Source organism: Pseudomonas sp. 1121_17, assembly GCF_052850745.1.
Genome location: NZ_VXCX01000001.1, coordinates 1 through 25,852, shown reverse-complemented (window position 1 = coordinate 25,852; position 25,852 = coordinate 1). Strand labels below are relative to the sequence as shown.

At 63.0% G+C, this 25,852-nt stretch carries 29 protein-coding genes and 1 riboswitch; of the genes, 6 read left to right on the top strand and 23 right to left on the bottom strand.

What is annotated here, in order from left to right; genetic code table 11:
• Positions 1-29: 29 nt before the first annotated feature.
• Positions 30-959 carry a LysR substrate-binding domain-containing protein gene (locus FW789_RS00145; protein ID WP_186701507.1) on the bottom strand — a complete coding sequence of 310 codons (930 nt, stop codon included), beginning with the start codon at positions 957-959 and terminating at the stop codon, positions 30-32.
• Between the two features lie 122 nt (positions 960-1,081).
• On the opposite strand from FW789_RS00145, the gene FW789_RS00140 reads away from it, so the two are divergent.
• Complete coding sequence (locus FW789_RS00140; protein ID WP_103438263.1) at positions 1,082-1,342, top strand: DUF2798 domain-containing protein; 261 nt, start codon at positions 1,082-1,084, stop codon at positions 1,340-1,342.
• 2 nt (positions 1,343-1,344) lie between these two features.
• Here the strand turns inward: FW789_RS00140 and FW789_RS00135 are convergent, their stop codons facing one another.
• The 15 genes from FW789_RS00135 to cobO all read right to left on the bottom strand — a co-directional run bounded on the left by FW789_RS00135 (position 1,345) and on the right by cobO (position 13,885).
• A complete protein-coding gene (locus FW789_RS00135) occupies positions 1,345-1,896 on the bottom strand; it encodes a glutathione peroxidase (protein WP_446431044.1) in 552 nt (183 codons plus the stop codon).
• Positions 1,897-1,941: 45 nt separating this feature from the next.
• On the bottom strand, positions 1,942-2,064 hold the full coding sequence (locus FW789_RS00130) for a hypothetical protein (RefSeq protein ID WP_256585591.1): 123 nt from the start codon (positions 2,062-2,064) through the stop codon (positions 1,942-1,944).
• Positions 2,061-3,263 carry an MFS transporter gene (locus FW789_RS00125; protein WP_422778103.1) on the bottom strand — a complete coding sequence of 401 codons (1,203 nt, stop codon included), beginning with the start codon at positions 3,261-3,263 and terminating at the stop codon, positions 2,061-2,063. Before FW789_RS00125 ends, FW789_RS00130 begins: the two co-directional genes overlap by 4 nt.
• 65 nt (positions 3,264-3,328) lie before the next feature.
• Positions 3,329-3,733 (bottom strand): MarR family transcriptional regulator, encoded by a 405-nt coding sequence (locus tag FW789_RS00120; RefSeq protein WP_207073653.1) that lies wholly within the window; start codon positions 3,731-3,733, stop codon positions 3,329-3,331.
• Positions 3,734-3,787: 54 nt separating this feature from the next.
• A complete protein-coding gene (locus tag FW789_RS00115) occupies positions 3,788-4,987 on the bottom strand; it encodes a glycoside hydrolase family 5 protein (protein WP_446430718.1) in 1,200 nt (399 codons plus the stop codon).
• A gap of 126 nt (positions 4,988-5,113) precedes the next feature.
• Complete coding sequence (locus FW789_RS00110; protein ID WP_186701504.1) at positions 5,114-5,854, bottom strand: adenosylcobinamide-GDP ribazoletransferase; 741 nt, start codon at positions 5,852-5,854, stop codon at positions 5,114-5,116.
• Between the two features lies 1 nt (position 5,855).
• Positions 5,856-6,422, bottom strand: coding sequence for an alpha-ribazole phosphatase family protein (gene cobC, locus FW789_RS00105; RefSeq protein WP_340612922.1), 567 nt, complete (start codon positions 6,420-6,422; stop codon positions 5,856-5,858).
• Positions 6,419-7,474, bottom strand: coding sequence for a nicotinate-nucleotide--dimethylbenzimidazole phosphoribosyltransferase (gene cobT, locus FW789_RS00100; protein ID WP_186701502.1), 1,056 nt, complete (start codon positions 7,472-7,474; stop codon positions 6,419-6,421). Before cobT ends, cobC begins: the two co-directional genes overlap by 4 nt.
• Entirely contained in the window at positions 7,471-7,992 is a 522-nt protein-coding gene (cobU, locus tag FW789_RS00095) for a bifunctional adenosylcobinamide kinase/adenosylcobinamide-phosphate guanylyltransferase (RefSeq protein WP_103438270.1), read from the bottom strand. Before cobU ends, cobT begins: the two co-directional genes overlap by 4 nt.
• Positions 7,985-9,448, bottom strand: coding sequence for a cobyric acid synthase (locus FW789_RS00090; protein ID WP_446430717.1), 1,464 nt, complete (start codon positions 9,446-9,448; stop codon positions 7,985-7,987). The genes cobU and FW789_RS00090 overlap by 8 nt, the downstream gene beginning before the upstream one ends.
• Positions 9,445-10,437, bottom strand: coding sequence for a threonine-phosphate decarboxylase CobD (cobD, locus tag FW789_RS00085; RefSeq protein WP_411562694.1), 993 nt, complete (start codon positions 10,435-10,437; stop codon positions 9,445-9,447). Before cobD ends, FW789_RS00090 begins: the two co-directional genes overlap by 4 nt.
• Entirely contained in the window at positions 10,430-11,338 is a 909-nt protein-coding gene (gene cbiB / locus FW789_RS00080; protein ID WP_101321732.1) for an adenosylcobinamide-phosphate synthase CbiB, read from the bottom strand. The genes cobD and cbiB overlap by 8 nt, the downstream gene beginning before the upstream one ends.
• Positions 11,335-11,985: a 5,6-dimethylbenzimidazole synthase gene (gene bluB, locus FW789_RS00075; protein ID WP_103438274.1), complete on the bottom strand. Its 651-nt coding sequence runs from the start codon at positions 11,983-11,985 to the stop codon at positions 11,335-11,337. Before bluB ends, cbiB begins: the two co-directional genes overlap by 4 nt.
• A complete protein-coding gene (locus tag FW789_RS00070) occupies positions 11,982-13,277 on the bottom strand; it encodes a cobyrinate a,c-diamide synthase (protein ID WP_186701498.1) in 1,296 nt (431 codons plus the stop codon). The genes bluB and FW789_RS00070 overlap by 4 nt, the downstream gene beginning before the upstream one ends.
• Positions 13,274-13,885 (bottom strand): cob(I)yrinic acid a,c-diamide adenosyltransferase, encoded by a 612-nt coding sequence (gene cobO, locus FW789_RS00065; RefSeq protein ID WP_101321735.1) that lies wholly within the window; start codon positions 13,883-13,885, stop codon positions 13,274-13,276. Before cobO ends, FW789_RS00070 begins: the two co-directional genes overlap by 4 nt.
• Before the next feature lie 119 nt (positions 13,886-14,004).
• Positions 14,005-14,157, bottom strand: a riboswitch (cobalamin riboswitch).
• Positions 14,158-14,307: 150 nt separating this feature from the next.
• On the opposite strand from cobO, the gene FW789_RS00060 reads away from it, so the two are divergent.
• Together FW789_RS00060 and FW789_RS00055 are read left to right on the top strand one after the other, a co-directional pair.
• Positions 14,308-14,886, top strand: a complete 579-nt coding sequence (locus FW789_RS00060; RefSeq protein ID WP_446430716.1) for a hypothetical protein — start codon at positions 14,308-14,310, stop codon at positions 14,884-14,886.
• 81 nt (positions 14,887-14,967) lie between these two features.
• On the top strand, positions 14,968-16,284 hold the full coding sequence (locus tag FW789_RS00055) for a PQQ-dependent sugar dehydrogenase (RefSeq protein ID WP_446430715.1): 1,317 nt from the start codon (positions 14,968-14,970) through the stop codon (positions 16,282-16,284).
• A 416-nt stretch (positions 16,285-16,700) separates the two neighbouring features.
• On the opposite strand, the gene FW789_RS00050 is transcribed toward FW789_RS00055, so the two are convergent.
• The 5 genes from FW789_RS00050 to FW789_RS00030 all read right to left on the bottom strand — a co-directional run bounded on the left by FW789_RS00050 (position 16,701) and on the right by FW789_RS00030 (position 21,143).
• The gene (locus FW789_RS00050) at positions 16,701-17,237 is read right to left on the bottom strand and encodes a C40 family peptidase (RefSeq protein WP_103438278.1); all 537 of its coding nucleotides are present in this window, start codon (positions 17,235-17,237) and stop codon (positions 16,701-16,703) included.
• A 134-nt stretch (positions 17,238-17,371) separates the two neighbouring features.
• A complete protein-coding gene (locus tag FW789_RS00045; RefSeq protein ID WP_446430714.1) occupies positions 17,372-18,007 on the bottom strand; it encodes a C40 family peptidase in 636 nt (211 codons plus the stop codon).
• A 127-nt stretch (positions 18,008-18,134) separates the two neighbouring features.
• Positions 18,135-18,839 carry a DnaA regulatory inactivator Hda gene (gene hda / locus FW789_RS00040; protein ID WP_101321740.1) on the bottom strand — a complete coding sequence of 235 codons (705 nt, stop codon included), beginning with the start codon at positions 18,837-18,839 and terminating at the stop codon, positions 18,135-18,137.
• 157 nt (positions 18,840-18,996) lie between these two features.
• Positions 18,997-20,070 carry an AI-2E family transporter gene (locus FW789_RS00035; protein WP_103438837.1) on the bottom strand — a complete coding sequence of 358 codons (1,074 nt, stop codon included), beginning with the start codon at positions 20,068-20,070 and terminating at the stop codon, positions 18,997-18,999.
• Positions 20,071-20,087: 17 nt separating this feature from the next.
• Complete coding sequence (locus FW789_RS00030; protein WP_427118136.1) at positions 20,088-21,143, bottom strand: DUF2066 domain-containing protein; 1,056 nt, start codon at positions 21,141-21,143, stop codon at positions 20,088-20,090.
• A 336-nt stretch (positions 21,144-21,479) separates the two neighbouring features.
• Here FW789_RS00030 and purM point away from each other — a divergent pair, with 336 nt between their 5' ends.
• Genes purM through FW789_RS00015 form a run of 3 tightly spaced genes read left to right on the top strand, consistent with a single transcriptional unit; the run spans position 21,480 to position 23,907 of the window.
• Entirely contained in the window at positions 21,480-22,538 is a 1,059-nt protein-coding gene (purM, locus tag FW789_RS00025) for a phosphoribosylformylglycinamidine cyclo-ligase (protein ID WP_101321742.1), read from the top strand.
• Entirely contained in the window at positions 22,538-23,188 is a 651-nt protein-coding gene (gene purN / locus FW789_RS00020) for a phosphoribosylglycinamide formyltransferase (RefSeq protein ID WP_446430713.1), read from the top strand. The genes purM and purN overlap by 1 nt, the downstream gene beginning before the upstream one ends.
• An 8-nt stretch (positions 23,189-23,196) precedes the next feature.
• Positions 23,197-23,907: a DUF3108 domain-containing protein gene (locus tag FW789_RS00015; RefSeq protein ID WP_101321744.1), complete on the top strand. Its 711-nt coding sequence runs from the start codon at positions 23,197-23,199 to the stop codon at positions 23,905-23,907.
• Positions 23,908-24,004: 97 nt separating this feature from the next.
• On the opposite strand, the gene FW789_RS00010 is transcribed toward FW789_RS00015, so the two are convergent.
• Both FW789_RS00010 and FW789_RS00005 read right to left on the bottom strand, forming a co-directional pair.
• Complete coding sequence (locus FW789_RS00010) at positions 24,005-25,210, bottom strand: DUF6708 domain-containing protein (protein WP_446430712.1); 1,206 nt, start codon at positions 25,208-25,210, stop codon at positions 24,005-24,007.
• Complete coding sequence (locus tag FW789_RS00005) at positions 25,210-25,680, bottom strand: hypothetical protein (RefSeq protein WP_207073642.1); 471 nt, start codon at positions 25,678-25,680, stop codon at positions 25,210-25,212. The genes FW789_RS00010 and FW789_RS00005 overlap by 1 nt, the downstream gene beginning before the upstream one ends.
• Positions 25,681-25,852: the final 172 nt, after the last annotated feature.

Here is a 25,852-nt window from a genome sequence, read left to right as displayed (position 1 = left end):
GGTACGGGGGCCGCTCTGCGGCCCCCAATTCACGCTGGCACAGGCCAGACATCACCTAGACACTCCTGCAGATAATCCATGAATGCACGCACCTTGGCGGTCATGGCAGAGCGGTCCGCCACGCACACAAACACATCCATCGGCTCGGTCTGCGCGTAGGCCTGGCCTGCATCGCGGTTTTCAAACAACGCCACCAGCGCCCCAGACTGCAAATGCGGCCTGACGATAAACTCGGCCAGGCGAGTGATACCCCCGTCGTTCAAGGCCATTTGCGCCAATGCATCGACGTCATCGCTGACCAGCACCTGGCCAAACTCGGCGTCAAAGCGCAAGCCGTCACGGATGAACCCCCAGCGCAGGTAACGGCCATCCACCGGATACCGGAACACCAGGCAACGGTGCGTGCGCAGCGACTCGGGCGCAGGCGGCATGCCCATCTTGGCCAGATAACCGGGCGATGCACAGCAGACGAAAGGAATCTGCGCCAGATGCCGGGCGACCAGATTGTCTTCAAGCTGAGCGCTGATTCGCAGACTGACATCGACCCCTTCCCGAGCGTGGCTGACGCGTCGATCAGTCGTTATCAACTCTATTGAAAGATGTGGGTATCGCGCACTGAACGCAGGGATCAGCGGCGCCAGCACATGCCGGCCAAACGCCGAGGTTGAGGCAACGCACAGCCGCCCCTGGGGCTCGCTGTCCGGCGTGGTCACCGCCAGTTCGGCCAGCGCCAGATCATGCTCGATTTGCCTGACCCGCTCGTAATAAAGGCTGCCCGCGGGCGTCAGGCTCATGCTGCGCGTGGTTCGTGCCAACAGGCGCACCTGCAGGTGCGCTTCCAGCCGGGCCAGATTCTGGCTGACTGCGGCAGGCGAAAGGCCCAGCGTGCGGGCGCCAGCGGCAATGCTGCCGGCTTCGACCACCTTGATGAAGCTGCGAATGGTGTTGAGCAGGTCCACAGTACAGATCCCGGTATTCGTAAGATTCTCTTTATAAAGAACTCAACGAACCCGGTCTACAGGAGCAACCGAGCACTTGCTAATCTGCAGGCCTGAATCGGCTAACCAGCGAGAGCTCTCTCATGCAAGAACTGTCTCAAACCCGCTCTAACCGCAAATTGCGCCCCGCCGCCACGCCTTATGTATTCGCTCTGTATATGTCGGCGATCATGGCGTGCCTGATGTGCTTCGTCATCACCGCTGCCAACTCCGGCATCAACGACGATTACCTGCGCAACGTGTTCAAGGCCTACCAGCTGGCCATGCCGGTAGCCTTCCTCTGTGTGCTGATGGTACGGCCAGTGGTAGTGCGCCTGGTTGCAATTACCGTGCACCCGCACTGACATCACGGCTTGGACGCGATGGCCTTGGCGATTGCGGCCTTGAATTCCGGATCGTCCGGTTTGGTCAGACTGGAGAAGTTACCAATGACCTTGCCCTGGCGATCAACCACATATTTGTAGAAGTTCCACTTTGGCGCGCTGCTTTGCTCGGCCAGCTTGACGAAAAGCGGCGTCGCGTCGCTGCCGCGCACATGCTGCGCCTGGGTCATGGTGAAGGTGACGCCATAGTTGGCGTAGCAGACCTTGGCGGTCTTCTCGCTGTCCTTGTCTTCCTGCTTGAAGTCATTGGAGGGCACGCCGAGGATTTCCAGGCCTTGCTCTTTATTGGCCTTGTAGACGGCCTCCAACCCTTCGAACTGCGGAGCGAAACCGCAATAGCTGGCAGTATTGACTACCACCAGCGGTTTGCCGGCGAAGCGCTGGCACAGGTCGATCTGCTCTTTGCCGCCCAGCTTGGGCAGGCTGCCCTGCAGGAGTTCGGGGCAGTCCGCCGCCCAGCTCGCGGCCAGCGGAGCCAGGCACAGCAACGGTATCGATAGCCAGCGTGCATGCATCATTCTCAGTCACTCCTGCAAGTCCTTGAACCTGCAGGGTAGCCCTTAACAGACGCCCATGCCCAGCTGCATCAATGCCAGACCGCCCTGCTGCCATCCCCACCAGGCCACCGCCAGCAGCAGCAAGCCTGCCCCGGCCAGCAAGCCCTGCAGCACATAGCGCCTCATGCCGGCTGCACCTGCAGGCGCGCGACAGGCCGTTCGCGCACTGGCCAGTTGAGCCCAGCCGCGACCAGGCTGAGCACAATCGCGATCTGCCAGACCAGGTCATAGTTGCCCGTCTGGTCGTAAACCACCCCGCCCAACCAACCGCCGAGGAACGCCCCGATCTGGTGGAAAAGGAAGACGATCCCGCCCAGCATCGACAGATTGCGCACGCCAAACAGGGTTGCCACCGTGCCGTTGGTCAGCGGCACCGTCGACAGCCACAGCAGGCCCATGGCGATGCCAAACAGGTAGGCACTGAACTGAGTCACCGGCGCCCACAGGAACAGAACAATGACCACCGCGCGCAGCAGGTACAGCGCGGTCAACAGGCGTGGCTTGGACATCCGCCCACCGAGCCAGCCGGCGGTGTAGGTGCCGACAATATTGAACAAGCCGACCAGCGCCAGCACCGTTGTCCCGGTCGCGGCAGGCAGATGTTGGTCAACCAGATACGCCGGCAGGTGCACACCGATGAACACTACCTGGAAGCCGCAGACGAAAAAGCCCAGCGCCAGCAGCCAGAAGCCCGAATGCGAACAGGCCTCGCGCAGCGCCTGGCCGAGCGTCTGATCGACGCCCTGGCTGGGCATGGGGCGATCCTTGAGCATGGCCACGAACGGCACGATCAGCGCCACCATCAGGCCCAGCACCAGCAGCGCCGCCGACCAGCCCAGCCACTGAATCAGGCCCTGGGTGCCGGGCAGCATGGCGAACTGGCCGAACGAGCCGGCGGCGCTGGCGATACCCATGGCCATGCTGCGCTTTTCCGCTGGCACCGCGCGGCCGACCACGCCGAGGATGACCGAGAACGAGGTGCCGGAAAGGCCGATACCGATCAGCAGGCCGGCGCTCAGCGACAACGACCAGAGCGAGTCAGCCATGCTCATGGTCAGCAGGCCAGCGGTATAAAGGATGCCGCCAATGATCACCACTTTCGCCGCGCCGAGGCGGTCCGCCAGGGCGCCGGCGAAGGGCTGGGCGAGGCCCCAGATCAGGTTCTGCAGGGCAATGGCAAAGGCAAATACCCCACGCCCCCAGCCAAATTCCGTGCTCATGGGGTTGAGAAACAGGCCAAAGCCATGCCGCACGCCAAGCGACAAGGCCAGGATCAATGCTGCGCCGAGAAGCACCCAGCCGCTGGTTCGCCACACCGATGTCATTATTGTTTTCTCCAGCAAGTCGCAAGGTTAATTACAGGTATATACCCGTTTATAGTCGAACCACGTCAGGCCAAAACGCCCAGCAAGCGCACCAGTTCGTCACGTTGTCCAGCGCCGAGCTTGTCCAGCAATGACAGTTGCGCCTGCTCCCAGGCCGGACCGGCGTCATGCAGGCAGGTCGCTCCCGCCTCGCTCAACAGCACCACCCGATTACGCTGGTCGGCACCCTCGGCCAACGTCACCAGGCCTTCAGCCTCGAGCACCTTGAGGTTGCGTCCCAGGGTACTCCGGTCCAGGCCCATGACTTGCGCCAGAGTGGTTATGCTCGGGCGGTCCAGCCGCTGCAGCTGACGCAACAGGGAAAACTGGGCGACGTTGATGCCGAAGTCAGCCAAGGCCTCGTCATAGTGTCGGCTAACCCCGCGGGCGGCACGACGTAGGTGGGTGCAGATGCATTCACTGGTCAACATGATTACGTGTATATACCCGCACCCCATTTGTTGCAACAGGTTTCATCTGCGCCGCTAAGCACCGGGGGCGCCTGCCTGCGGCTGCAAGCTTCGTCGAATCGGCTCGAATGCGGGGGTAGCCTTGCGCGCTATTGGATCTGCCGCGCCCTCATCGATGGCTTGCCAGTAACGCCATGGCACCTTGCCGGTGCCTAGCTCATAGTCCATGCCATCCCAGCTGTCTTCACGGAAGCTGTAGAAGGCCCAGTGCAGCGCGTTGCTGTCGGTAACTGCAAGCACGTCTTCAAGATATTGCTGGCAGCCGGGCAGACGGCGCATGCAACCGAACTCGCCGACCACCAGCCGCGAACGCGGCAGCTGCACGGCATCGGCCCAGTCCAGCGATTGCTGCAGGTATGCCGCCACTCGCTGGCCGTCCCAATACTCTTCGCGCCCGGCGAACGGCACCGTACCCGGGTAGGCCAATGGCACCTTGCGGGTCATGTTGGGCGCGCTGGTGGCTGCGTACGGTTCGTACATATGCACGCTGTAGAGCAAGCGCTGATCAGCCAACGGCTCTGGCCAGTAACTGAACGCATCAGCCGCAGCAAACCAGCCGGCATCGAGCATGATCGGGGTGACGCTATCAACTTCTCGGACAGCTGCAATGATCTGCTTGTACAGCGCTGGCAGGTCGCGTGCGCCGCCCTGTTGCGCGGCGTACCACTGGCGCATTTGCTGGCGGTCGGCATGCTCGGCCAGCCCGCCCTGCTTTTCTGGTGCTGGTTCGTTGATCAAGTTGTAACCAGCGACTGCCGGATGGTCCTTGAGCACGTCCGCCAGGTCACCCCAGAACGCAGCGGCCTGGTCCCAGTAGCGTTTGTCTTGCCACAGGCGGTCATCGAATTGGCCTTGGTTGTTCTGCGACCAGCGCATGCCCGGCAACGACAGCGGCGCGATAACCACCTTGAGCCCGGCGGCATGGGCGTGGTCGAGCACCTGACGTAACTGACTCACGTCAGCAGCCGCCAAGCCTTGGTAGGCGTCGGCATCGCCGAGCAGGAAGTCGCGTTGCTCCGGGCGCCATTTGTCGTAGGACAACCGCACCCAGGTGGCGCCGTAGCCATGCAAGGCTTCGAAGTAGGCTTGGGTCGGTGGGAGCCGATTGAAACTGTTGCCGCCATGGCGCGGTGTATCCCAGAAACTCATGAGATCGGCCGCAGTAACGTGCGCGCTGGTCAGGAGCAACAGGCTGGCGAGAATCCACTGACGCATGAGCAGTGCCTCCAAGGTAGAGGTTAACGGGCGGCCGAGGATACGCCCGCCCCTGCTCAGCGGCATCTAATGAACGATTGCCGCAAATTGCGCGATATTTCCAAACATGTTCCGACCGCATATGACTCAGGCCAGTGGCATCAAGGCCAGGCTCAGCACCACTGTCAGCTCCAGCAATTCCAGTACGGCACCGGCGGTATCGCCGGTAGTACCACCCAGCCGACGGCACATCGCCCGGCGCAGGCCGATAAACACCAGCAACGCCAGCAGCCCTGTCCACAGCGCAGCCCAGCCGCCGAGCCAGACGCAGCCCAGCACGGTGGCGAGCAGGACTCCGTTGCCGGCGCGACGCGGCAAGTGCTCTGCCAGGGCTTGCCCCAGGCCACCTGCGCGCACATACGGAGTACTCAGGAACAACCCAAGCATCGCCGCCCGTCCAACTACAGGCGCCAGCAGCAGCCAAGCCCCCGCGCCGCGCTCGATCAATACCCACAGCGCGCAGAATTTGAGCAGCAGCACCAGCATCAGGGTGACCACTGCAATCGGCCCGCTGCGCGGGTCTTTCATGATCAGCAGCGTGCGTTCACGATCACCGAAGCCACCCAGCCAGGCATCGGCGCTGTCGGCGAGTCCATCCAGGTGCAGCGCCCCGCTGAGCAGTACCCACAGTGTCAGCAGCAGGGCAGCCTGCAACGGCGCGGCGGTGCCTTGCAAGAGGTAGCTGGCCAGCCACAGCAGCACGCCAAACAGCAAGCCCACCAACGGATAGAACAGCAACGAGCGGCCCATCTGACGCGCCTCGGGCATGCCTGCCAAGGTCACGGGCAGGCTGCTGAGAAACTGCAGGGCGATCCACCAGGGCAGCATCTCAGAGCACCTCGTGAAGGATGCCGGCCTGCCATTGCAGGCGCGCCCGCGCACCGTGGCCGACCTCGACCTGCAGCAACTGCTCACGCGGCAAGCCCCGCGCCCGCGCCAGCAGCAGGCGCATCACACCGCCGTGGGTCACCAGCAATACATGCCGCCCGGCATATTCGAGCGCAAGGCGGTCGATGGCCGCCAGCACCCGTTCAGCAAAGTCAGCCACGGTCTCGCCGCCGGGCGGCGTGTAGGCGTAAGGATCGGCCCAGAACTGGCCGAGCTGATCGGCCTGGTCCTGCATGATCTGCAGCGCGGTGCGCCCCTCCCAATCACCGAAGTGCAGTTCACGGATACCCGCTTCGCGCTGCACCGGCAGCGCCAGTTGCTGCCCCAGCTCGTCGGCAAACAGTGCACAGCGCTGCAATGGCGAGGTGATCAGCGCCTGCCACGGAGCGGTCTGCTCCACTGCCGTACGCATCTGCGCCCACCCCTTGGCCGTCAGGGCGTCATCCAGGCTGCCACGCAGGCCGCCGCCCAGTTCGGTTTCGCCATGGCGCAGCAGGTCGATGATCATGCCGGGCGATCCGCGACTGCCGCTTCGGCAAAGGTCGCCATTTGCCCGTGCAGCGCGCAGGCCAGCCGCAGCAGCGGCACCGCCAGAGCTGCGCCACTGCCCTCGCCCAGACGCAGGCCGAGGGCCAGCAACGGCTCGGCGTGCAGCGCCTCGAGCAGCACCTGATGGCCCGGCTCGGCGCCCTGATGGGCAAACAACAGCCAAGGCCGGCACTGCGGATTGAGGCGCACGGCGACCAGCGCCGCGACGCTGCAGATAAAGCCGTCGACCAGAACTGCAACACCCTGCTGGGCACAGCCCAGATAAGCCCCCACCAGCGCGGCAATTTCAAAGCCGCCGACACAGGCCAGCGCCCGCAGCGGGTCATCTGCCTGCAGGCCATGCAGTTTCAGCGCGCGCTCGATCACGGCGGCCTTGTGTTGCACGCCGGCACTGTCCAGGCCAGTGCCCGGGCCACTCAGTTCACGCGCTGGGCAAGCCAGCAGCACGCTGGCCAGGGCCGCCGCAGCAGTGGTGTTGCCGATGCCCATCTCACCGCCAATAAACAGCTGAGTACCCTGCTCGGCAGCACGCTGGGCGCTGTCGCGGCCGGCCTGCAGGGCGGCCTGCAATTGCGCGTCGGTCATCGCTGGCTGCTGAGCGAAGTTGGCGGTACCGGCCCCCAGTTGCAGGTGGCGTACACCTGGCAGCTGCAGGCTTGGCTCGATGGTACCGAGGTCGACCACCTCAAGGCTCGCACCCAATTGCCGCGCCAGTACGCTGATCGCCGCACCGCCGCCGACAAAGTTACGCAGCATCTGCCCGGTCACTGCCTGCGGGTAGGCCGAGATGCCCTCTGCGACCACGCCATGGTCACCGGCAAAAATGCTGATGGCGACCTGCTCCAGGCTTGGCCGCTCGCGGCCCTGCAGGCCGGCCAGGGTCAGCGTAAGGGTTTCCAGCTGACCGAGTGAGCCGGCCGGTTTGGTCAATTGCTGCTGACGCGCACGGGCCTGTTCGATGGCGGCGTGATCAACAGCTTGGCAGGCATCACGCCACCAGAAAGTGTTCATAGAGCAGGTCCTTTAAGCATGAGAGGGAGGCCGGCGACCGTCAGCACTACGCGCTGGCAGCGCTCGGCCACTGCCTGGTGCAACAGGCCGGCCAGATCGACGTAGCGGCGGGTCAGTTCGCCCATGGGCACCACGCCCAGGCCGCTTTCGTTGCTCACCAGAATAAGCGTGCCCGGCAATCTCGGCAGGCACTCGAGCAGAGCATCGCGCTCGGCGGCGAGGCGCTCGGGGTCGTCGAGCATGAGCAGATTGGTCAGCCACAGGGTCAGGCAGTCGATCAGCAGGCAGCGGCCTTCGGCGGCTTCGGCGCGCAGCACAGCGGCGAGCTGCACGGGCTCTTCGATCAGACCCCAATGTGCCGGACGGCGCTGGCGATGCAACTGCACGCGCTCGTTCATTTCGCCGTCGAGAGGCTGGCTGGTGGCGATGTAAGTCACCGGCAGTGCGCAGCTGTCTGCCAGTTGCTCGGCCAGGCGGCTCTTGCCCGAACGGGCACCACCCAGAATCAGACTATGCATGGCCGGCGACTCCACACAGTTGGCGCAGTTGGTCAGTGTCCAGGTGCTTTTCGATCAGATCAGCCAGGCGCTCGATATCGCGCTCGCGCAGTGCTTCATAGTCGATGCTCTGCACGGCTTCCAGGCCCGCCCAGCGCAGCAGCGCCGCGCAGGACTGGCTGCCTTCGAACAGGCCGTGCAGATAGGTCGCGAGGATCTGCCCGTCAGCGCTGATTGCGCCGTCGCAGCGGCCGTCGGCCAAGACCACCGCAGGTCGCTCCAGCGCCGCGCCCTGAGTGACGCCAGCGTGGATCTCGTAGCCGGCCACCGGTGACTGCTCCAGCAGCAGGCTGCCGGCAACATTGCGCAGTTGTTTGTCGGCTGCAAGTTCGGTGACGTAGTCGAGCAGGCCCAGACCCGGGCTGGTGCCTGCCGGGCCCTCCAGCCCGAGCGGATCGCGCACTTCATGGCCGAGCATCTGCAAACCGCCACAAATGCCGATCAGCTTGCCGCCGTAGCGCAGGTGACGCTCGATGGCCGTGGCCCAGCCACGCTCGCGCAATTGCGCGAGGTCGGCGCGCACGCTCTTGGAGCCGGGCAGGATGATCAGGTCGGCCGGCGGGATCGGCTGGCCGGGCCCGATGAACTGCAGATCGACCTGCGGATGCAGGCGCAGCGGATCGAAATCGGTGTGGTTGCTGATCCGCGGCAGCACCGGCACGATCACCTTGAGCGCCCGCTCGGCCTTGGCCGGCTGGCGCGCATCGATGGCGTCCTCGGCCTCTAGGTGCAGATCGGTAACGTACGGCAGCAGGCCCAGCACTGGTTTGCCGGTGCGCTGCTCGAGCCAGTCGAGGCCCGGCTGGAGCAAAGCGATGTCGCCACGAAAACGATTGATGACAAAACCTTTGACCCGCGCCTGCTCGCTGGCCGAGAGCAGCGCGAGGGTCCCCACCAGATGGGCGAACACGCCACCACGGTTGATATCAGCCACCAGAATCACCGGGCAGTCGACCGCCTCGGCAAAGCCCATGTTGGCAATGTCGCCAGCACGCAGGTTGATCTCGGCCGGCGAGCCGGCGCCTTCGACCATCACCACCGGATATGCCGCTTGCAGGCGTTGGTGCGAGGCCAGCACGGCTTGCATGGCGATGGCCTTATAGTCGTGATAGGCGACCGCATTCATGCTGGTCACGGCGCGGCCATGGATGATCACCTGGGCACCGGTGTCACTGTTGGGCTTGAGCAGCACCGGGTTCATGTCGGTGTGCGGTGCCAGCCGGCACGCTTGCGCCTGCACAGCCTGGGCACGACCGATTTCGCCGCCGTCGGCAGTGACAGCACTGTTGAGCGCCATGTTCTGCGGTTTGAACGGCACCACGGCAACGCCCTGGCGCAGCAGCCAACGGCACAAGGCAGTCACCAGGGTGCTCTTGCCGGCGTCGGAGGTGGTGCCTTGCACCATGAGCGTGGTCATGCCGATTCCTTTTGATAGTCAGCCAGCGCCTGGGCCAGGCGCTGCTCTTCTGCCGCGCAGGCGGGCAGGCCGAAGCGCAGCGCTGCGGGGTGCTCGAACAGGCGCACAAGGATGCCGCGGCGGGCGAGAAATGCATGCAGATGACGGGCTTGTTCAAAACGCAGGTACTGGAACAGCTCGCAGCCGCCGGTTGCGCTCAGGCCTGCGTCGTCCAGCACAGTCGCCAGGCGCTGGCTGGCCTGCGCGCAGCGGACGGTCTGGGCCAATTGCGCAGCGCTGTCGTTGAGGCAGGCCTGACCCAGCACGCGGGTCGGCCCCGGCACGGTCCACGGCCCGAGCAGTTCGGCCAGGCGGGCCAACAGGCTTGGTTCGGCCATGGCAAACCCCAGCCGCACACCGGCCAGGCCAAAGAATTTGCCGAACGAACGCAGCACGATCAGCCCCGGTCGCTCGGCACAGTCGACCACGCTTTGGGCTGGGCTGGTATCGATGAACGCCTCGTCGATCACCAGCCAAGCACCACGCCGAGCCAGCCGTGCATGCCAGGCAAGCAACTGCTCGCGCATGAACAGCCGGCCGCTGGGGTTGTTGGGGTTGACCACAACAAGCACGTCGAGGCTATCCAGCACCTGCTCGACATCATCCTCGGCCAGCTCGATCAGTTGGTGCCCGGCACGCTGCCAGGCGTAGGGATGTTCGGCATAGCACGGCGTCAGCACCCCTACCCGGCCCGCCGCGCGCAGGTGTGGCAAGGCTTGAATGGCGGCCTGCGAGCCTGCCACGGGCAGCAGCTGCGTGGCGCCGTAGTAGTGACGCGCAGCTTGCTCCAGACCATCTTCGCTCTCCGGCAAGCGCGCCCAGGCAGCCTGCGCAATCGCCGGGATTGCAAAGGGCCATGGGGCAATACCGCTGGACAGGTCCAGCCACTGCTCGCGGGCAATCCCGTACTCACGCACTGCGCGTTGCAGGCGGCCGCCATGTTCAAGCATTCAGATACGCTCCCAGACAGATCAGCAGCAGCCACAACCAGACGCCGCGTTGCACCAGGCTCCAGCCGCGCTCGATGGCGTCGGCATCGGCCGGTGGCCCCTCGCCCAGCTGCGGCCGCTCGTGCAGCTCGCCGTGATAAACCGCAGGGCCACCCAGCTCGACACCGAGCGCACCGGCACCGCTGGCCATCACCGGGCCTGCGTTGGGGCTGTCCCACAGCGGCGCCTGACGCCGCCAGCAGGTCAGCGCCAGGCGGGTCTTGCCGAGCAGCGCGTAAGTAAGGGCGACCAGCCTTGCAGGAATGTAGTTGAGGACGTCGTCGATGCGCGCCGCCGCCCAGCCGAAGCGCTCGAAGCGTTCGTTGCGATAGCCCCACATGGCATCGAGCGTGTTGCTCAGCCGGTACAGCACCACCCCGGGCGCACCGGCGATGATGAACCAGAACAAAGCAGCAAACACTGCATCGCTGCCGTTCTCCAGGACTGATTCGCTGGCAGCGCGGGCGACGGCAGTTTCGTCCAGTTCAGCGGTCTCGCGGCTGACCAGGTAGCCGACCCGACGCCGGGCTTCGGCCAGATCACCGCGGCGCAGTGCGTCAGCCACCGGCATTACGTGCTCACCCAGGCTACGCAGCCCCAACGCACAGTAAAGCGCCAGCACATCGACCAGCCAGCCGATCAGCGGCAGCCAGGACAGCAACAGTGCCAGCAAGGTCAACGGCACCACGGCCAGGAACCAGGCGCTGACGCCATGGCTGCGCCAGCCGCGACCACCCGCATTCAGGCGCTGCTCCAGGCGTGCGGCAAAATTGCCGAAAGCAACCAGCGGGTGGCGCCGTTTCGGCTCACCCAGCAGCGCGTCGAGGGCAACACCGGCGACGGTCAGCAAGGCCACGCTCATGCGCGTTCTCCCCATTGGTTTTCGTAGAGCATGGCGCTCAGTGGCTGTTGTTCGGCCCAGTTTTCCAGGGCCAGCATCGGTGCTGGGTAGAACGCCTCGACCGGGCCCAGGCAGAGCACCGCCACCGGCTTGGCATCGGCTGGCATGGCCAGCAGCTCGGCCAGTGCCTGCGGGTCGAACAACGATACCCAGCCCATGCCCAGGCCTTCGGCGCGCGCGGCCAGCCAGAGGTTCTGGATCGCGCAGGCGAGCGAGGCCAGGTCCATTTCCGGCAGGGTGCGGCGGCCGAAGATGTGCGCTTCGCGCTTGTCCATCAGCGCTGCCACCCAGAGCTCGGCGCAGTCGTTGATGCCTTCGACCTTGAGCTTCATGAATTCGTCGGAGCGCTCGCCAAGGGCTTCGGCGGTGCGCGCCCGCTCCTGCTCGACCAGTGTCTGGATGCGTCCGCGCAAGTCGCGCTGACTGATGCGGATAAACCGCCACGGTTGCATCAGGCCAACACTGGGGGCCTGATGCGCGGCCGCCAGCAGGCGTGTAAGCACCTGCGGCGCTACTTCGCCACCGGCAAAGTGGCGCATGTCGCGGCGCTCACCGATCGCCCGGTAGACCGCGGCGCGTTCGGCATCGGAGAAGGCATGCTCGCTCATGGTCGCAACAGCGCCGCCGCCGCGTGTGGGTCGGAGGGGAAATAGAAGTGCACGTAAGAAGCCGTCAGCCGGCCCAGGCGGTACACCGCCTCGTTGCCGCGGCCGCCGTTGGGGCTGAGGCCACGGGCGATTGGCTCCAGCTCGCTGGTGGTCAACGAGTGGTGATAGGTGTGTCCGCGCAGGGTGCCTTCGGGCAGTTCCACCGCTTGCAGGGCCAGTGCTGCCAGGCGCTTCTGCATCACCGCCTCGCCAGTCAACAAACCAACCAGCGCGGCGCGTTCACCGGCAACATCGGTCAGGTTTTCAAGCAGGTAGAGCATGCCGCCGCACTCGGCCAAAAGCGGCTTGCCAACATTATGGTGAGCGCGAATCGCGTCCAGCATCGGCGTATTGGCGGCCAGCGCATGATGGTGCAATTCGGGGTAGCCGCCTGGCAGATAGAGGCTGTCGACCTGCGGCAGCTCGCTGTCGTGCAGCGGCGAGAAAAACTCCAGCTGAGCCCCCATGGCCCGCAGCAAGTCGAGGTTGGCGCCATAGATGAAGGCAAATGCTTCGTCTTGCGCCACACCGATGCGCACCCCGGCCAACGAGGGCAACGGTGCTGGCAAAGCGGGGCCATCGAAGCTCACCGCTGGCGGCAGCGCTGCATCGCAGCTGCCAGCCAGGGCCTCGGCGGCGGCGTCGAGGCGCTGGTCAAGGTCGTTCAGTTCGCTGGCTTGCACCAGGCCCAGGTGGCGACTCGGCAGCTCGATGCCGCGCTCGCGCGACAGCCCGCCGTACCAGCGCAGGCCTTCGGTCAGGCTGCCTTCAAGTAGTTGCGCGTGGCGCAGGCTGCCAACCCGATTGGCCAGCACCCCGGCGAACGGCAAATCGGCCTGGTAGCGTGCCAGGCCCAGGGCCAGCGCACCAAAGGTCTGGGCCATGGCGGTACCGTCGATCACCGCCAGCACCGGAACGCCGAAATGGCGCGCCAGATCAGCGCTGGACGGAGTGCCATCGAACAAGCCCATGACCCCTTCGATGAGGATCAGGTCGGCCTCGCCGGCAGCTTCCCAGAGCAGTCGCCGGCTCTCTTGCGCGCCAATCATCCACAGATCGAGCTGGTACACCGGTGCGCCGCTGGCCCGCTCCAGAATCATCGGGTCGAGAAAGTCCGGACCGCACTTGAACACCCGCACCTTGCGCCCGAGGTTGCGGTGCAAGCGCGCCAGGGCTGCGGTCACGGTGGTCTTGCCCTGCCCGGAAGCGGGCGCTGCGATCAGCACCGCCGGGCACCGGCGCGGGTCACTCATAGTTCCACGCCCTTCTGGGCGCGGATACCGGCCTGGAAGGCGTGCTTGAGCATGCCCATCTCGGTAACGGTGTCGGCCAGTTCGACCATTTCCGGTTTGGCGCCGCGGCCGGTGACGATCACGTGCTGCATTGGTGGACGAGCCTGAATGTCACTGAGCACCTGGTCCAGATCGAGGTAACCATGCTTGAGGGCGATGTTCAGCTCATCCAGCACAACGAAATGAATCGACGGGTCCTGCAGCATTTGCCGCGATACCGCCCAGGCGGCTTCTGCCGCGGCGATGTCGCGCTGGCGGTCCTGGGTTTCCCAGGTAAAGCCCTCGCCCATCACGTGGTAGCGCACCTGCTCGGGGAAACGGCGGAAGAACAGCTCCTCGCCGGTGCTGTTGCGGCCCTTGATGAACTGCACCACGCCGCACTGCATGTCATGGCCCAGCGCGCGGGCGAGCATGCCGAAAGCCGAGCTGCTTTTGCCCTTGCCATTACCGGTCAGCACCAGCAGCAGGCCGCATTGATTGGGAGAGTTGGCGATACGCTCGTCGATGATCGCCTTTTTGCGCTGCATGCGCGCCAGGTGACGTTCGTCGCGTTCGGGGTTGTCGCTCATAAGGTTCTCCGCAAGTGCCTGCGCGCGCACCGGGCGGCGACAGATCGAAAGGCAGGCAAACGGAGAACGCGCAGGCGCCGTGGCGCAAACCACAGTGAACTGTGCATCACCCTCCGTGATGCCGTTGGCAGTAACAGGCCGGTCTCCGGGCTCGTGAGCGCTACGTACGCGGCTCACCTACCGTTGCGGGGGCAGCGCCGGACTGGTACCGGCTTCCCAGTTTCACCCCGCCAGACCGCCGTCCGCAGGGCACCTGAAACACGCCGCGAAGGTTAGAGGGTTGCACCGGGAGCGTCAATGAAACAAGGCCGGTTTGGCCTGGATCAATGGCCGATTCGACAGTACAGCGCAGACTGCTAGCATTGACATCATATCGCCATCACTGTAGCTGACCGCGATAATCACAATAAGGAGTGCGCAGCATGCAAGGTCTGATCATCAACAACCCGCGCCTGGAGTTTTTGCGTCCTGCCCTGGAGCGCTGGGTCGACTGCATCGATCGCTTCGCCGAACTCAACCATGCCAGCGACGCGCCGTACTGGCATGGTGCAGCGGCCAACGTCGGCCTGCTGGCTGCCGCCGCCTGGCAAGCCGAGCTGGTCGCCCTGACCCAGTTTGCCAGCAGCAAGCAACGCGAAGAAGGCGAGCGCGAAGGCCGTTGTGACCTGACCATCAGCACCGCCGAGGAGTCGATCCACACGCACGCCAGCCAGCGCTGGCCGCGCATTGCCCGGCTCGACCTGACCGCCGCCCTGCAAGAAACCACCAGCGCCGCCAAGCCGATTGCCTATGCCAGCCAGCTCAAAGCCGGGGCGCTGTTCGTCAGCCCGTGGAAAGCCGGCCAGCACGCCAGCCCGGAAGAACTCCAGGACCTGGTCGATGACCTGCAAAAGCACACCGCCTGCGCCGTTGCCTGGTACTTCCCGTACGCCTATCGCAAGCTGCACAACGAGCTCGGCCAGTATTTCCCAGGTGTTGCATTGCTGTTCAAGCAAGCGTGAAGCACCCCTGCGCCGCGCCGGGTTGAACCTCGCCCGGCGGCTATGGTTCTGTATGCCATAGCCCTTGTCGAGAGCCCGCCCATGAACAGAATGCGCAGTGCCGTTGTGCTCGCCTTGCTCGCAGGCCTCGGCGGCTGCGGCGAGACCGCCAGCCTCAGGGTCAACGATGGCATCGGCCCCACACCGCAGTTACCGGCGCCAAACAAAACCCTGTTGCCAACCGTCAACGTCGCGCCAGCGGTCGGCTGGCCGCAGGGTGGCAAACCGGTTGCAGCGGCCGGCACTCAGGTTGCGCTATTTGCCGACCACCTCGACCATCCGCGCTGGCTGTATGTGCTGCCCAATGGCGACGTGCTGGTCGCCGAAACCAACGCACCGGCCAAGCCGGACGACAGCAAAGGCCTGCGCGGCTGGTTCATGAAACGAGCCATGTCCTTGGCCGGTGCAGGCGTCCCCACCGCCAACCGCATCACCCTGCTGCGCGACCGCGACCATGACGGCGTTGCCGAAACCCGCAGCCGCTTTATCGAAGGGCTCAACTCGCCCTTCGGCATGGTGTTGGTAGGCAAGGACCTGTACATCGCCGATACCGACAAGCTGCTGCGCTTCGATTACGTGACCGACGCGTTGCAGATCGACGGGCGCGGGCAGAAGGTCATCGACCTGCCGGGTGGCACCCTCAATCACCACTGGACCAAGAACGTGATTGCCAGCCCCGACGGGCGCAAGCTGTACGTCACGGTAGGCTCCAACAGCAACGTGGCAGAGAACGGCATGCAGCAAGAGCAAGGCCGCGCGGCGATCTGGGAAGTGGACCGCGCCACCGGCAGCCACCGCATCTTCGCCTCCGGGCTGCGCAACCCGAATGGATTGGCCTGGCAGCCGCAATCCGGGGCGCTATGGACGGCAGTCAACGAGCGCGACGAGATCGGCAGCGACCTGGTCCCGGACTACATCACCTCGGTCAAGGATGGCGGTTTCTACGGCTGGCCGTACAGCTACTACGGGCAGCACGTAGACGTGCGGGTGCAACCACAAGACCCAGCCAAAGTCGCCCAGGCGCTGGTACCGGATTACGCCGTGGGGCCACATACCGCTTCGCTTGGCCTGGCCTTCATCGAGCCGGGTTTATTGCCCGCACCGTTTGGCCGTGGCGCGCTGATTGGTCAACACGGCTCGTGGAACCGCAAGCCACACAGTGGTTACAAAGTGATCTTTGTGCCGTTCGATGCGAATGGCAAGCCGGCAGGCCAGGCAATAGACCTGCTGAGCAGTTTCTTGAATGAACAGGGTGAGGCAATGGGCCGGCCGGTTGGCGTGGTCAGCGATCAGAGCGAAGGCGTGCTGGTGGCTGATGATGTGGGCAACGTAATCTGGCGAGTGAGCGCAGCGAAGTAACTGAAAAAGCCACTCAGCCACTGCTTTTGACTCTCGCCCTTGATCTGCGCCAGCGCAGCGAGGCGTGCTCTTGACCTTGATCTGCTTTTGATCTTGATCCATCGGCGACTCAGGAGGCCGAGCGCAGGTCTTGCGAAGGGAGGTGCCGGCCATGGATGGCCGGCAAGCGCTGCGGCCCAGGATGGGCCGTACAGCGCGGTCCTCCCGGGAGCAAGGCCGGAGCGAGGGAACCCCGCAGCGCAGCGGAGGGGCCGGATGTGGAGCCAAGCATTTTTTTGGTTACTTTTTTGGGGCGTTTGCCAAAAAAGTGACTCGCCGTAAGGGCGAAAGGGGCCCACAAGACCACCACAGAGAATGGATAAGCACGCAGCACCAGTGAACGACCAGAGATCACCGGTGCCGCGTAGGTCGCTAATTCAGGGATTCTGCGCCAAATGCCCAGCCGGCAATATCCGCTTGGCCTGCAAATACGCCTTGGCCCAATAGCTATTACTCAGATAATCCAACCGCACAGTCCCGCCAGTCCGCGGCGCATGAACAAACCGCCCTTCCCCGACATAGATCCCGGCATGGCTAACCTGCGAGCCGCCCCCGGTAGCAAAGAACACCAAATCCCCCGACTGCAGCGAATTGACATCAATGCTAGGCGCCCGCATCACAATCATCTCGCGAGTCGACCGCGGCAAGCTGATACCAGCAGCATCCCGGTACACATAGCCAATCAGCCCACTGCAATCAAAGCCCGAATCCGGCGTATTGCCGCCCCAGCGATAAGGCGTGCCAACCAACCCGATAGCCCGGAACAACACATCCGCCGCAACCGGCGAAGAGCTGGGTTGTTGATTGAAGGTGATTTGTGGCTGAACCACAGGCGCCGGTGCCGGAGCACGGCTGGAGCAGGCAGCGAGCATCGCCACCAGCGAAAGAAATGCGAAGCGCGCCACTGTCACCATGGCTGAAACTTCCTGTAAGAGGCCGATCGACCGCAGTCGAAAAGAGTTGAGAAATTAGATTAGACGCTTTCTGTAAATGCGCACGGCGGCGAGCTTTTTAAGCATCGCCGCCGTGCGAATATAGCAACTGGCTATCAGTTACGCGAGATCATCGTTGGCGCCATGGCCAGGGCGCGTTTGGCCTCGATAAAGGTCTTGCTCCAGTAGCGATCCTGGAGATTATCGATGCGCACACCACCGCTGCGACGGCTGCTCGAGTGGATGAACTGATTGTCACCCAGGTAAATGCCGGCATGGCTTACCCGACCGCGACCGTTAGTGCTGAAGAACAGCAGGTCGCCTGGCTTGAGCTTGTTGCGGGCTACTTTGGGTGCGTCGACACTGATCATTTCGCGGGTCGAGCGTGGCAGGTTCATGCCAGCCTCTTCGCGGAACAAATAACCGATGAAACCGCTGCAATCGAAACCGGACTTCTCCGAAGTGCCGCCAAAGCGATAGCGGGTGCCGATCAAGGCCATGCCGCGCTCCAGAATGCTGTCGGCAAGGACAGGCAACTGGTAAGGCTTGCTGCTGGAGAATGCCTCGAGGTCATCCTCGGTAGCTATTGGCTCTTCGCCGAAGACCGAAGAAGCAGAAGGTTTGATCAGGTCCGCAGACTGTGCGGCAACCTGTGGGTGATCCTGGGGCTCGGAAACCGGGCCATGCGCCGCGCAGCCAAAAAGCAGGGTCACAAGTGCGAGTGGCACGAGGGGTGCGAAGTGCTTGAGCATGTGCACGACCGTGTCTTTAGTTCTAAAGGAGGCTGCGACTATGCCTTCTATCAAGGTTATTTGCAAATTTTATCGAAAAAAATGTGACTTTTCCGTTTTTCCGCTGTAGCCCGCTGGTTTCAGGGCTTTACCAGCCCAGAGTTTCTTTCAGAAAAGGGATGGTCAGCTTGCGCTGAGCCTGCAGCGAGGCCTGATCAAGCCGCTCAAGCAGATCAAACAACGCACTCATGCTGCGCGCGCCGCGGGTGAGGATGAAATGGCCGACCTCGTCGGTCAGGTGCAAACCGCGGCGCGAGGCACGCAGTTGCAGGGCGCGCAGCTTGTCTTCATCGGACAGCCCGCGCATCTGGAAGATCAGCGCCAGGGTCAGGCGCGACTTGAGGTCGGCAAGCTTGATCGGCAATTCGCGCGGCGAACTGGATGCGGCCAGCAGCAAGCGTCGGCCGCTGTCGCGCAGGCGGTTGAACAGATGGAACATGGCCTCTTCCCAGTCGGCTTTACCAGCGATCACATGCAGATCGTCGATGCACACCAGCTCGTACTGTTCGAGGTGATCGAGCAGCTCGATACCGCGATCGAGCAACTGCGCCAGGGGCAGGTAGACCGCCAGCTCTCCGCGCTGCTGGAAACGCTGGGTGGCAGCCTGCAACAGGTGGGTGCGACCCACACCCTGCTTGCCCCATAGATAGATGAGGCTCTCGGTCCAGCCGGCGTCGGCTTCGCACAAGCGCTCGACATAGCCCAGTGCTGCGGCATTGGCGCCCGGATAGTAGTTGATGAAGGTGGCGTCATCTCGCAGACGCACACCCAGGGGCAACTGGATCGGTTTCATGCTGGGCTGACGGTCACGAGGACCACGGGGCCTTGGAGGAAAGTCTGCAAAGTCTATACCTGCAGCGCGGGCGGCACAATCAGCGCCGGCGAGAGGGCAAGTAAAATCAAGGGCTTGCACCGAAGCGGGGGCTGCACTCGCAGCCCCCTCCCCCGCGTTAAAGCTGAGGGTCTTCTTCGCCGCCGTACAGGTCCGACTCCTTGTACATCTCGTGGGCATGGCGCAGCAGCACCATGATCACCGCGGCTACCGGCAAGGCCAGCAGGACACCAGTGAAGCCAAACAGCTCACCGCCGGCGAGGATCGCAAAGATCACCGCCACCGGGTGCAGGCCAATCCGGTCGCCTACCAGCAGCGGAGTCAGCACCATGCCTTCAAGCGCTTGGCCGATCATGAACACAGCAACGATACCCAGCATCGGATAGAGGTCACCGCCGAACTGGAACAGCCCGGCAATCAGCGCCGCGCCAATGCCGATGATGAAGCCCATATAAGGCACGATTGCAGCAAGGCCGGCCAGCAGGCCGATCAACAAGCCAAGCTCGAGGCCGACCAGCATCAGGCCACTGGCATAGATCACCCCCAGCGCCAGCATCACCAGCAACTGCCCACGAACAAATGCACCAAGCACTTCGTGGCATTCGCCTGCCAGCTCGACGATCTGCTCTTCGCGCTGACGCGGCAGCAGGCTGCGCAGCTTGGCCATCATCAGGTCCCAGTCACGCAGCAGGTAAAAGCCCACTACCGGGATCAGCACCAGATTGGCCAGCCAGGCCAGCAGGGCCAGGCTCGACGCCGTGGCCTGACTCAGTACCGCACTGACAATGTCGGTGGTCTGGCCCATATGCTCGCTGATGGCGGCCTTGATCTTGTCAAACTTCCAGAAACCATCGGCCAGCCCCAAGCGGGTTTGCACCCACGGCAGCGCCACATGCTGCAGCCAGTCGAGCATCTGCGGCGTCAGCTCGTACAGGCGTACCAGCTGCTTGGCCAGCATCGGGATCAGCACTAGCAGCAAGGCCATGAAGATCAGCGTGAACAAGGCGAACACCACCACTACGCCCCAGGTGCGAGACAGACCCGCCCGCTCCAGGCGGTCGACCAACGGGTCAGCCAGATACGCCAGAAGGATGCCGACCAGAAACGGCGACAAGATGTTGTGCAGGCTATACAGCAGTACCGCCACTACCAGGGCCACGCCCAGCCATACCCAGCGACGCTGATCAGTCATCATGTTCATGTTTTCTCTTACCAGGCAAAGCGCAAGCCATCGAAAGGTTTCGCTGCCGGAGCTCGCGCAGCCCCGGCTGGTTCATTTGTAACAGGGGCTGCAGGTGCGGCGGCGGCCGGTTCGGCTGGCAGTTCACGGAGTTTGGCCAGGCCCAGCTGGGCGCGCAGTTGCTCGCGGTTGCCGCTGACCTGATAGGTCAGCTTGTCGCCATCGGCCAGTTGCAGGCGCGGACCGTAGGGTTCGAGCACGCGGCTGAGCTCGGCATAACGTTTGAGGTTCATGCCTTGTACCTGCACCAGCAGCTCGCTGCTGGCACCCGGTCGAGTGACATAGCGCGGCGCCAGACGAGTACTCACCGCCAGCATCACCGCGTCGGCCAAGGCAGCCTGATCAGCGCCTTCGGCATCGCCTTGCTCACGTTGGTCACCCAGCCACAGCTGCCATTTGCCCTGCCACTTGCCGTCGGCTTCATGAGCGTGGACGGCCAACAGCGCATCGGCAGCGTAACGCTCGGAAGCTTCGCGCAGCGCGTTCGGATCCTTGCCTTCCAGCTGCTTGGCATTGGCGATCAGTTGCTCCTGCAGGTCGGCCAGCGGCAAGCGCAGCGGCAGGCCGCGATGTTGCGCAGCGCGGCGTAGCGGCTCAGCGGCGCTCTGGCCATCGCCGACCAGGCTGCTGCCGTCGACGCTGTCGTTCAACCACCAGCTGAGGATCGACGGCCGATTGCTGCCCCACAAGGCCAGGCCAGCCTGACGCAAGGCACGCTCGGTACTGCCTGCGTCGAACTCGACCAGCACGCTCTCGGGCGGGCCGGCCTCGTTGCCGACCTGATTGATGATCTGTTGCGGGTCCTTGCGCAGCGCGGCCAGGGCTGGCGACTGCGGCGCCTTCGGATCGCCGGTCAGACGCAGGATCAACGTGTCGAGCGCACGTGCTGTGGCCTGGGTGCGTGCCTCGCTGCCCTGGCCGTCGACCGTTTCACGTACTTGATAAAGCCCGGCAACACTTTCGGCCTGGGCCGCACTCGCCAGCAAGGCGAGGCAACCGGCAGCCAGGTAATTGAGAAGACGCATGGAGGATTCCTGTCCAGATGAACGAGGGCGCGGAGCCTGTACCTGCTGGCGGTGACCGCAGCGCCTGTCGATCGCTCCGTCCGCCGGCAATTTTGTCCCCGCGCCATACCTATACCTTATACAGCGACCGGTCAGGCAACCAGTCGCGGCCCATGAAAGGATGTTTTTAAACATTTACCGCCCTGCCCGTCGGCCTGAGGATGGCCGCTGCCCGGCAACCCTGATAAAATCGCGCGCCTTCGCAGACCAGTGACGAACAGGCAGCCGCCGCTGCAACAGCCGGCCTTGGCCGTCGCGGTCGTTTTTCCGTATCCCTACCTCTAAAGGCCTGGATCAATGAGCAAGCAACCCTCCCTGAGCTACAAAGACGCCGGTGTAGACATCGACGCCGGCGAAGCACTGGTCGAACGCATCAAGGGCGTGGCCAAGCGCACCGCACGCCCTGAGGTCATGGGTGGCCTGGGCGGCTTTGGCGCCCTCTGCGAGATCCCGGCCGGCTACAAACAGCCGGTGCTGGTCTCCGGCACCGACGGCGTCGGCACCAAGCTGCGCCTGGCACTGAACCTGAACCGCCACGACAGCATCGGCCAGGATCTGGTCGCCATGTGCGTAAACGACCTGATCGTCTGCGGCGCTGAGCCGCTGTTCTTCCTCGACTACTACGCCACCGGCAAGCTCAACGTTGACGTTGCAGCGACCGTGGTAACCGGTATTGGCGCAGGTTGCGAGCTGGCTGGCTGCTCGCTGGTCGGTGGTGAAACCGCCGAGATGCCTGGCATGTACGAAGGCGAAGACTACGATCTGGCCGGCTTCTGCGTCGGTGTGGTCGAAAAAGCCGAGATCATCGATGGCTCGAAAGTCGCCAGCGGTGACGCCTTGATCGCCCTGCCTTCGTCCGGCCCGCACTCTAACGGCTACTCGCTGATCCGCAAGATCCTCGAAGTCTCCGCGACCGACATCGAGAGCACCCAGCTCGACGGCAAGCCGCTGGCCGACCTGCTGATGGCGCCAACGCGCATCTACGTCAAGCCGCTGCTCAAGCTGATCAAGGACACTGGCGCCGTCAAGGCCATGGCCCACATCACCGGTGGTGGCCTGCTCGACAACATCCCGCGCGTCCTGCCGAAAAACGCCCAGGCGATCATCGACGTGGCCAGCTGGCAGCGTCCGGTAGTGTTCGATTTCCTCCAGGAAAAAGGCAACGTCGACGAGCACGAAATGCACCGCGTCCTGAACTGCGGCGTGGGCATGGTCATCTGCGTTGGCCAAGACCAGGTCGAAAACGCCCTCAACGTGTTGCGTGCAGCCGGTGAGCAGCCATGGGTGATCGGTCAGATCGCCGATGCCGCCGAAGGCGCACCTCAGGTCGACCTGCAGAACCTCAAGGCGCACTGATGCCGGGCAAGACCTGTAATGTTGTGGTGTTGCTGTCGGGTACCGGCAGCAACCTGCAGGCGCTGCTCGACAGCTGTAAGCCAGACGGCCCGGTGCGCATCTGCGCAGTGATCTCCAACCGCGCCGATGCCTATGGCCTGGAACGGGCCAAAGCGGCCGGCATCGCGACTGCGGTGCTGGAGCATCAGGGTTTCACCGGTCGTGAGGCATTCGATACAGCGCTGATGGCGCTGATTGACGGCTTCACCCCGGACCTGGTGGTGCTCGCCGGTTTCATGCGCATCCTCAGTGGCGGTTTCGTGCGTCACTATCAAGGCCGCCTGCTGAATATCCACCCTTCGTTGCTGCCCAAGTACAAAGGCCTGCATACCCACCAGCGCGCCCTGGAAGCGGGTGATGGCGAGCACGGTTGCAGCGTGCACTTTGTCACCGAGGAACTCGATGGCGGGCCTCTGGTCGTACAGGCAGTGGTTGCGGTGGCAGCAGTTGACACCGTGCAAAGCCTGGCAGCCCGGGTTCACCACCAGGAGCACCAGATCTACCCGCTGGCGGTGCGCTGGTTCGCCGAAGGACGCTTGCGTCTGGGCGAGCACGGTGCGTTACTGGATGGCCAGCCGCTGGCGGCCAGCGGTCACTTGATTCGTCCCTAGGAGATTTTATGCGTCGCGCCCTGCTGATGGCTCTCGCCGTGCTTGCCCTGCCTCTTCAGGCAGCTGATCTGAAGCCCTTCTCGGCCAGCTACACCGCCGACTGGAAGCAGCTGCCCATGAGCGGCACCGCCGAGCGTAGCCTGGTGAAGAATGCCAACGGGACCTGGAGCCTGAACTTCAAGGCTTCGATGATGATTGCCAGCTTGACCGAGCAAAGCACCGTTCGGGTGGACAAGGATGCGTTGTTGCCGCAGACCTACCACTTCGAACGCGGTGGCCTGGGCAAGGCAAAGAAAGTCGACCTGGACTTTGATTGGGCAAGCAAGAAGGTCACCGGTAGCGATCGTGGTGATGCGGTGAGTCTGCCGTTGAATCGTGGCGTGCTGGACAAGTCTTCGTATCAGCTGGCGCTGCAGCATGACGTAGCGGCGGGCAAGAAGAGTGTGTCGTATCAGGTGGTCGATGGCGATGAGATCGATACCTATGACTTCCGGGTTTTGGGCACTGAGAAGGTGACTACCAAGACTGGGCAGGTCGATGCGATCAAGGTCGAGCGCGTGCGTGATCCTAGCCAGAGCAAGCGGATTACCGAGCTTTGGTTCGCCAAGGATTGGGATTATCTGCTGGTGCAGTTGCGTCAGGTTGAGACTGATGGCAAGGAATACGTGATCGTGCTGCAGGATGGTACGGTTGATGGGCGGTCGGTGAAGGGCAATTGATTTTGTCTTGAGCTGAATCCGCTGTGAAACGACCCCACTTTGATGTGGGGTTTTTTATGAGTTGAATATGAGTGCTTTTGCGCTGGACGTGGGGGGCTTACCGAGAGCGTCCATCAGAACGGTGGAGTTCATCGGTGAAAGACACCTCAGCTGTGGTGCATCGGTTGTCGGCTTTCGCTGGCCTACGGGCAGCGCGTGGTTTTTTCGCCGGCCGCTGGCCTGGGCGCACGGCCCATAGATGGGCGTTCTCACGCAGGCGTTCCTGAATGTGAGGCGGCCTGTCGGCCAAAGTGGTTAGCGGCGGGATGGGTTTACCGGGTAGTCCTGCTTCGCGGATGATTTTTGGCCAGCGCGGTTTCCAGCACAGCAGCAGGCTTAGCCAATGGCCCAAACCGAGGATGAGGAAGGCGGGCGAGATAAGAACAAGGCCTAACTTGATGATCCGCGAAGAATGACGGAAGTAGTGGGTAAGCCCCTCGAATTGCGGGGTGAATGCCTGCCATGGCCATGGGAAGTGTGAGGTGATGCGTGGGCGGGGGAGGTCCTCGGGGCCTTCGTCCATGAAGCGACGGATGAATTCCCATTCGGCCTGGATTTCAGATTGATTGTTTCCTGCTTTGCCGACCCATGCACACTCTGGGTAATGGCTCAGAGTAAACGCTCTAGGCCAGTGAAGAAATAGAGGCAGTCCGACACCTCCTGCAATTGAAGAGCTACTGTTCGCCCCTGAACTACAGACCCCGATCCATGGCAATGTCACTATGCCGCCGCAGTAGTTGGGGCGGTGTAGATATACCTGCTGAGTGCTGCGGTTGAATCGTACAAGCAGTTGGCGTGATGTGAATATTTCCAGTCTGGACATTGGGAGGCCGAGTTTTAGATAGCCTAGCGCCAGACATGCACTAACAAGACCGAGGTAAGTGCTCAGCACGAGTGCGCCGATATCTACCGTGCTGCCATTGGTTGGATGGCGATACGGTACTGCCCAGGCGAAGAATGCTGCTCCTGTGAAACCGATGCAGATAACGAAAATAATTGCTAACGAAATGATAGTAATAAGGCCCCGTTTTTCCTGCCACATACCGCATCGCATCTCCAATATGTCGTGATTGAATACGTAAGTTGGGCCTCTTGTATTAGGCGTCGGGCTTGCGCTCAATCGCGCTGCTGTCAGTGCCTCGATTTCATCGCTTTCGTACGCGGGGATGTTCACGGAATTAATTTTGGTAGGTGACTTTTTGCTGGGCTCCTTGGTGTTGGGCTTTATGACGGACTGCCAATAACCCCACTCAAAAAAGAACATTAAAGAATCTCCGAAATAGAATTGGCTAATGCGGCGAGTTCTTCATGATCTAAGTCATAGCGTTTGCTGCCGCTGTTTCGGCTAAAGCAGCACCTGTCGCACCATTTTTCAAAAGCGTTCTCATCGATAATCAGGATAGCTAGCGTTATGATGATCGCGATCGCGCCGCCTATCCAACTCATACGATTTAGTATTAGTAAAAGTTGGCGATTGCCTGCCAAGATATTGGACCATGAAGCAAAAATCCTTGCAGATCCGCTGAGATTTTTACTCCGCAGACTTTGAGCTAGCCATTGAAAGTAGGCACCAGCTTGAGAGAACGCGATTCCTCCCTGCCCGCTGATAAGGGACAATGTCGCGATTGCCCTCGCAGAGTAAGCGCCGACTAACAGTCGTTTTTTGGAATCGCGTGTAGGCCCGCTTATGGCAGCCATACTGACTGCATCGCTGATATCCCAGGCGATGCTCACTATCCCTCCTACGCTGGCCATTGCGGCCCCCCAGACTCGATACCGCCCTAGGCTTATATTCGCTCCCCTCGCTAAGACCCCCCTACGGTCAAGAGATGCCAGTGCCTGCTCTGTCCCCACTGCCAACAGCTCCATCCCCGCCGCCGCGCTCGTCAACGCCCCCGCAGCCACT

Bases quoted from the DNA above. Each gene is read 5' to 3' on its own strand.
- FW789_RS00125 (WP_422778103.1), bottom strand. From the start codon at position 3,263: ATGACATCGGTGTGGCGAACCAGCGGCTGGGTGCTTCTCGGCGCAGCA.
- cobT (WP_186701502.1), bottom strand. From the start codon at position 7,474: ATGAACACTTTCTGGTGGCGTGATGCCTGCCAAGCTGTTGATCACGCC.
- purN (WP_446430713.1), top strand. From the start codon at position 22,538: ATGCCGGGCAAGACCTGTAATGTTGTGGTGTTGCTGTCGGGTACCGGC.
- FW789_RS00060 (WP_446430716.1), top strand. From the start codon at position 14,308: ATGCAAGGTCTGATCATCAACAACCCGCGCCTGGAGTTTTTGCGTCCT.
- FW789_RS00030 (WP_427118136.1), bottom strand. From the start codon at position 21,143: ATGCGTCTTCTCAATTACCTGGCTGCCGGTTGCCTCGCCTTGCTGGCG.
- FW789_RS00130 (WP_256585591.1), bottom strand. From the start codon at position 2,064: ATGAGGCGCTATGTGCTGCAGGGCTTGCTGGCCGGGGCAGGCTTGCTG.
- FW789_RS00045 (WP_446430714.1), bottom strand. From the start codon at position 18,007: ATGCTCAAGCACTTCGCACCCCTCGTGCCACTCGCACTTGTGACCCTG.
- FW789_RS00110 (WP_186701504.1), bottom strand. From the start codon at position 5,854: ATGCTGCCCTGGTGGATCGCCCTGCAGTTTCTCAGCAGCCTGCCCGTG.
- FW789_RS00015 (WP_101321744.1), top strand. From the start codon at position 23,197: ATGCGTCGCGCCCTGCTGATGGCTCTCGCCGTGCTTGCCCTGCCTCTT.
- cobO (WP_101321735.1), bottom strand. From the start codon at position 13,885: ATGAGCGACAACCCCGAACGCGACGAACGTCACCTGGCGCGCATGCAG.
- bluB (WP_103438274.1), bottom strand. From the start codon at position 11,985: ATGAGCGAGCATGCCTTCTCCGATGCCGAACGCGCCGCGGTCTACCGG.
- FW789_RS00135 (WP_446431044.1), bottom strand. From the start codon at position 1,896: ATGCATGCACGCTGGCTATCGATACCGTTGCTGTGCCTGGCTCCGCTG.
- FW789_RS00115 (WP_446430718.1), bottom strand. From the start codon at position 4,987: ATGCGTCAGTGGATTCTCGCCAGCCTGTTGCTCCTGACCAGCGCGCAC.
- FW789_RS00140 (WP_103438263.1), top strand. From the start codon at position 1,082: ATGCAAGAACTGTCTCAAACCCGCTCTAACCGCAAATTGCGCCCCGCC.
- cobD (WP_411562694.1), bottom strand. From the start codon at position 10,437: ATGCTTGAACATGGCGGCCGCCTGCAACGCGCAGTGCGTGAGTACGGG.
- cbiB (WP_101321732.1), bottom strand. From the start codon at position 11,338: ATGAGCGTGGCCTTGCTGACCGTCGCCGGTGTTGCCCTCGACGCGCTG.
- FW789_RS00120 (WP_207073653.1), bottom strand. From the start codon at position 3,733: ATGTTGACCAGTGAATGCATCTGCACCCACCTACGTCGTGCCGCCCGC.
- FW789_RS00010 (WP_446430712.1), bottom strand. From the start codon at position 25,210: ATGTTCTTTTTTGAGTGGGGTTATTGGCAGTCCGTCATAAAGCCCAAC.
- FW789_RS00035 (WP_103438837.1), bottom strand. From the start codon at position 20,070: ATGACTGATCAGCGTCGCTGGGTATGGCTGGGCGTGGCCCTGGTAGTG.
- hda (WP_101321740.1), bottom strand. From the start codon at position 18,839: ATGAAACCGATCCAGTTGCCCCTGGGTGTGCGTCTGCGAGATGACGCC.
- FW789_RS00055 (WP_446430715.1), top strand. From the start codon at position 14,968: ATGAACAGAATGCGCAGTGCCGTTGTGCTCGCCTTGCTCGCAGGCCTC.
- FW789_RS00050 (WP_103438278.1), bottom strand. From the start codon at position 17,237: ATGGTGACAGTGGCGCGCTTCGCATTTCTTTCGCTGGTGGCGATGCTC.
- FW789_RS00090 (WP_446430717.1), bottom strand. From the start codon at position 9,448: ATGACCACGCTCATGGTGCAAGGCACCACCTCCGACGCCGGCAAGAGC.
- FW789_RS00070 (WP_186701498.1), bottom strand. From the start codon at position 13,277: ATGAGTGACCCGCGCCGGTGCCCGGCGGTGCTGATCGCAGCGCCCGCT.
- cobC (WP_340612922.1), bottom strand. From the start codon at position 6,422: ATGATCATCGACCTGCTGCGCCATGGCGAAACCGAACTGGGCGGCGGC.
- purM (WP_101321742.1), top strand. From the start codon at position 21,480: ATGAGCAAGCAACCCTCCCTGAGCTACAAAGACGCCGGTGTAGACATC.
- cobU (WP_103438270.1), bottom strand. From the start codon at position 7,992: ATGCATAGTCTGATTCTGGGTGGTGCCCGTTCGGGCAAGAGCCGCCTG.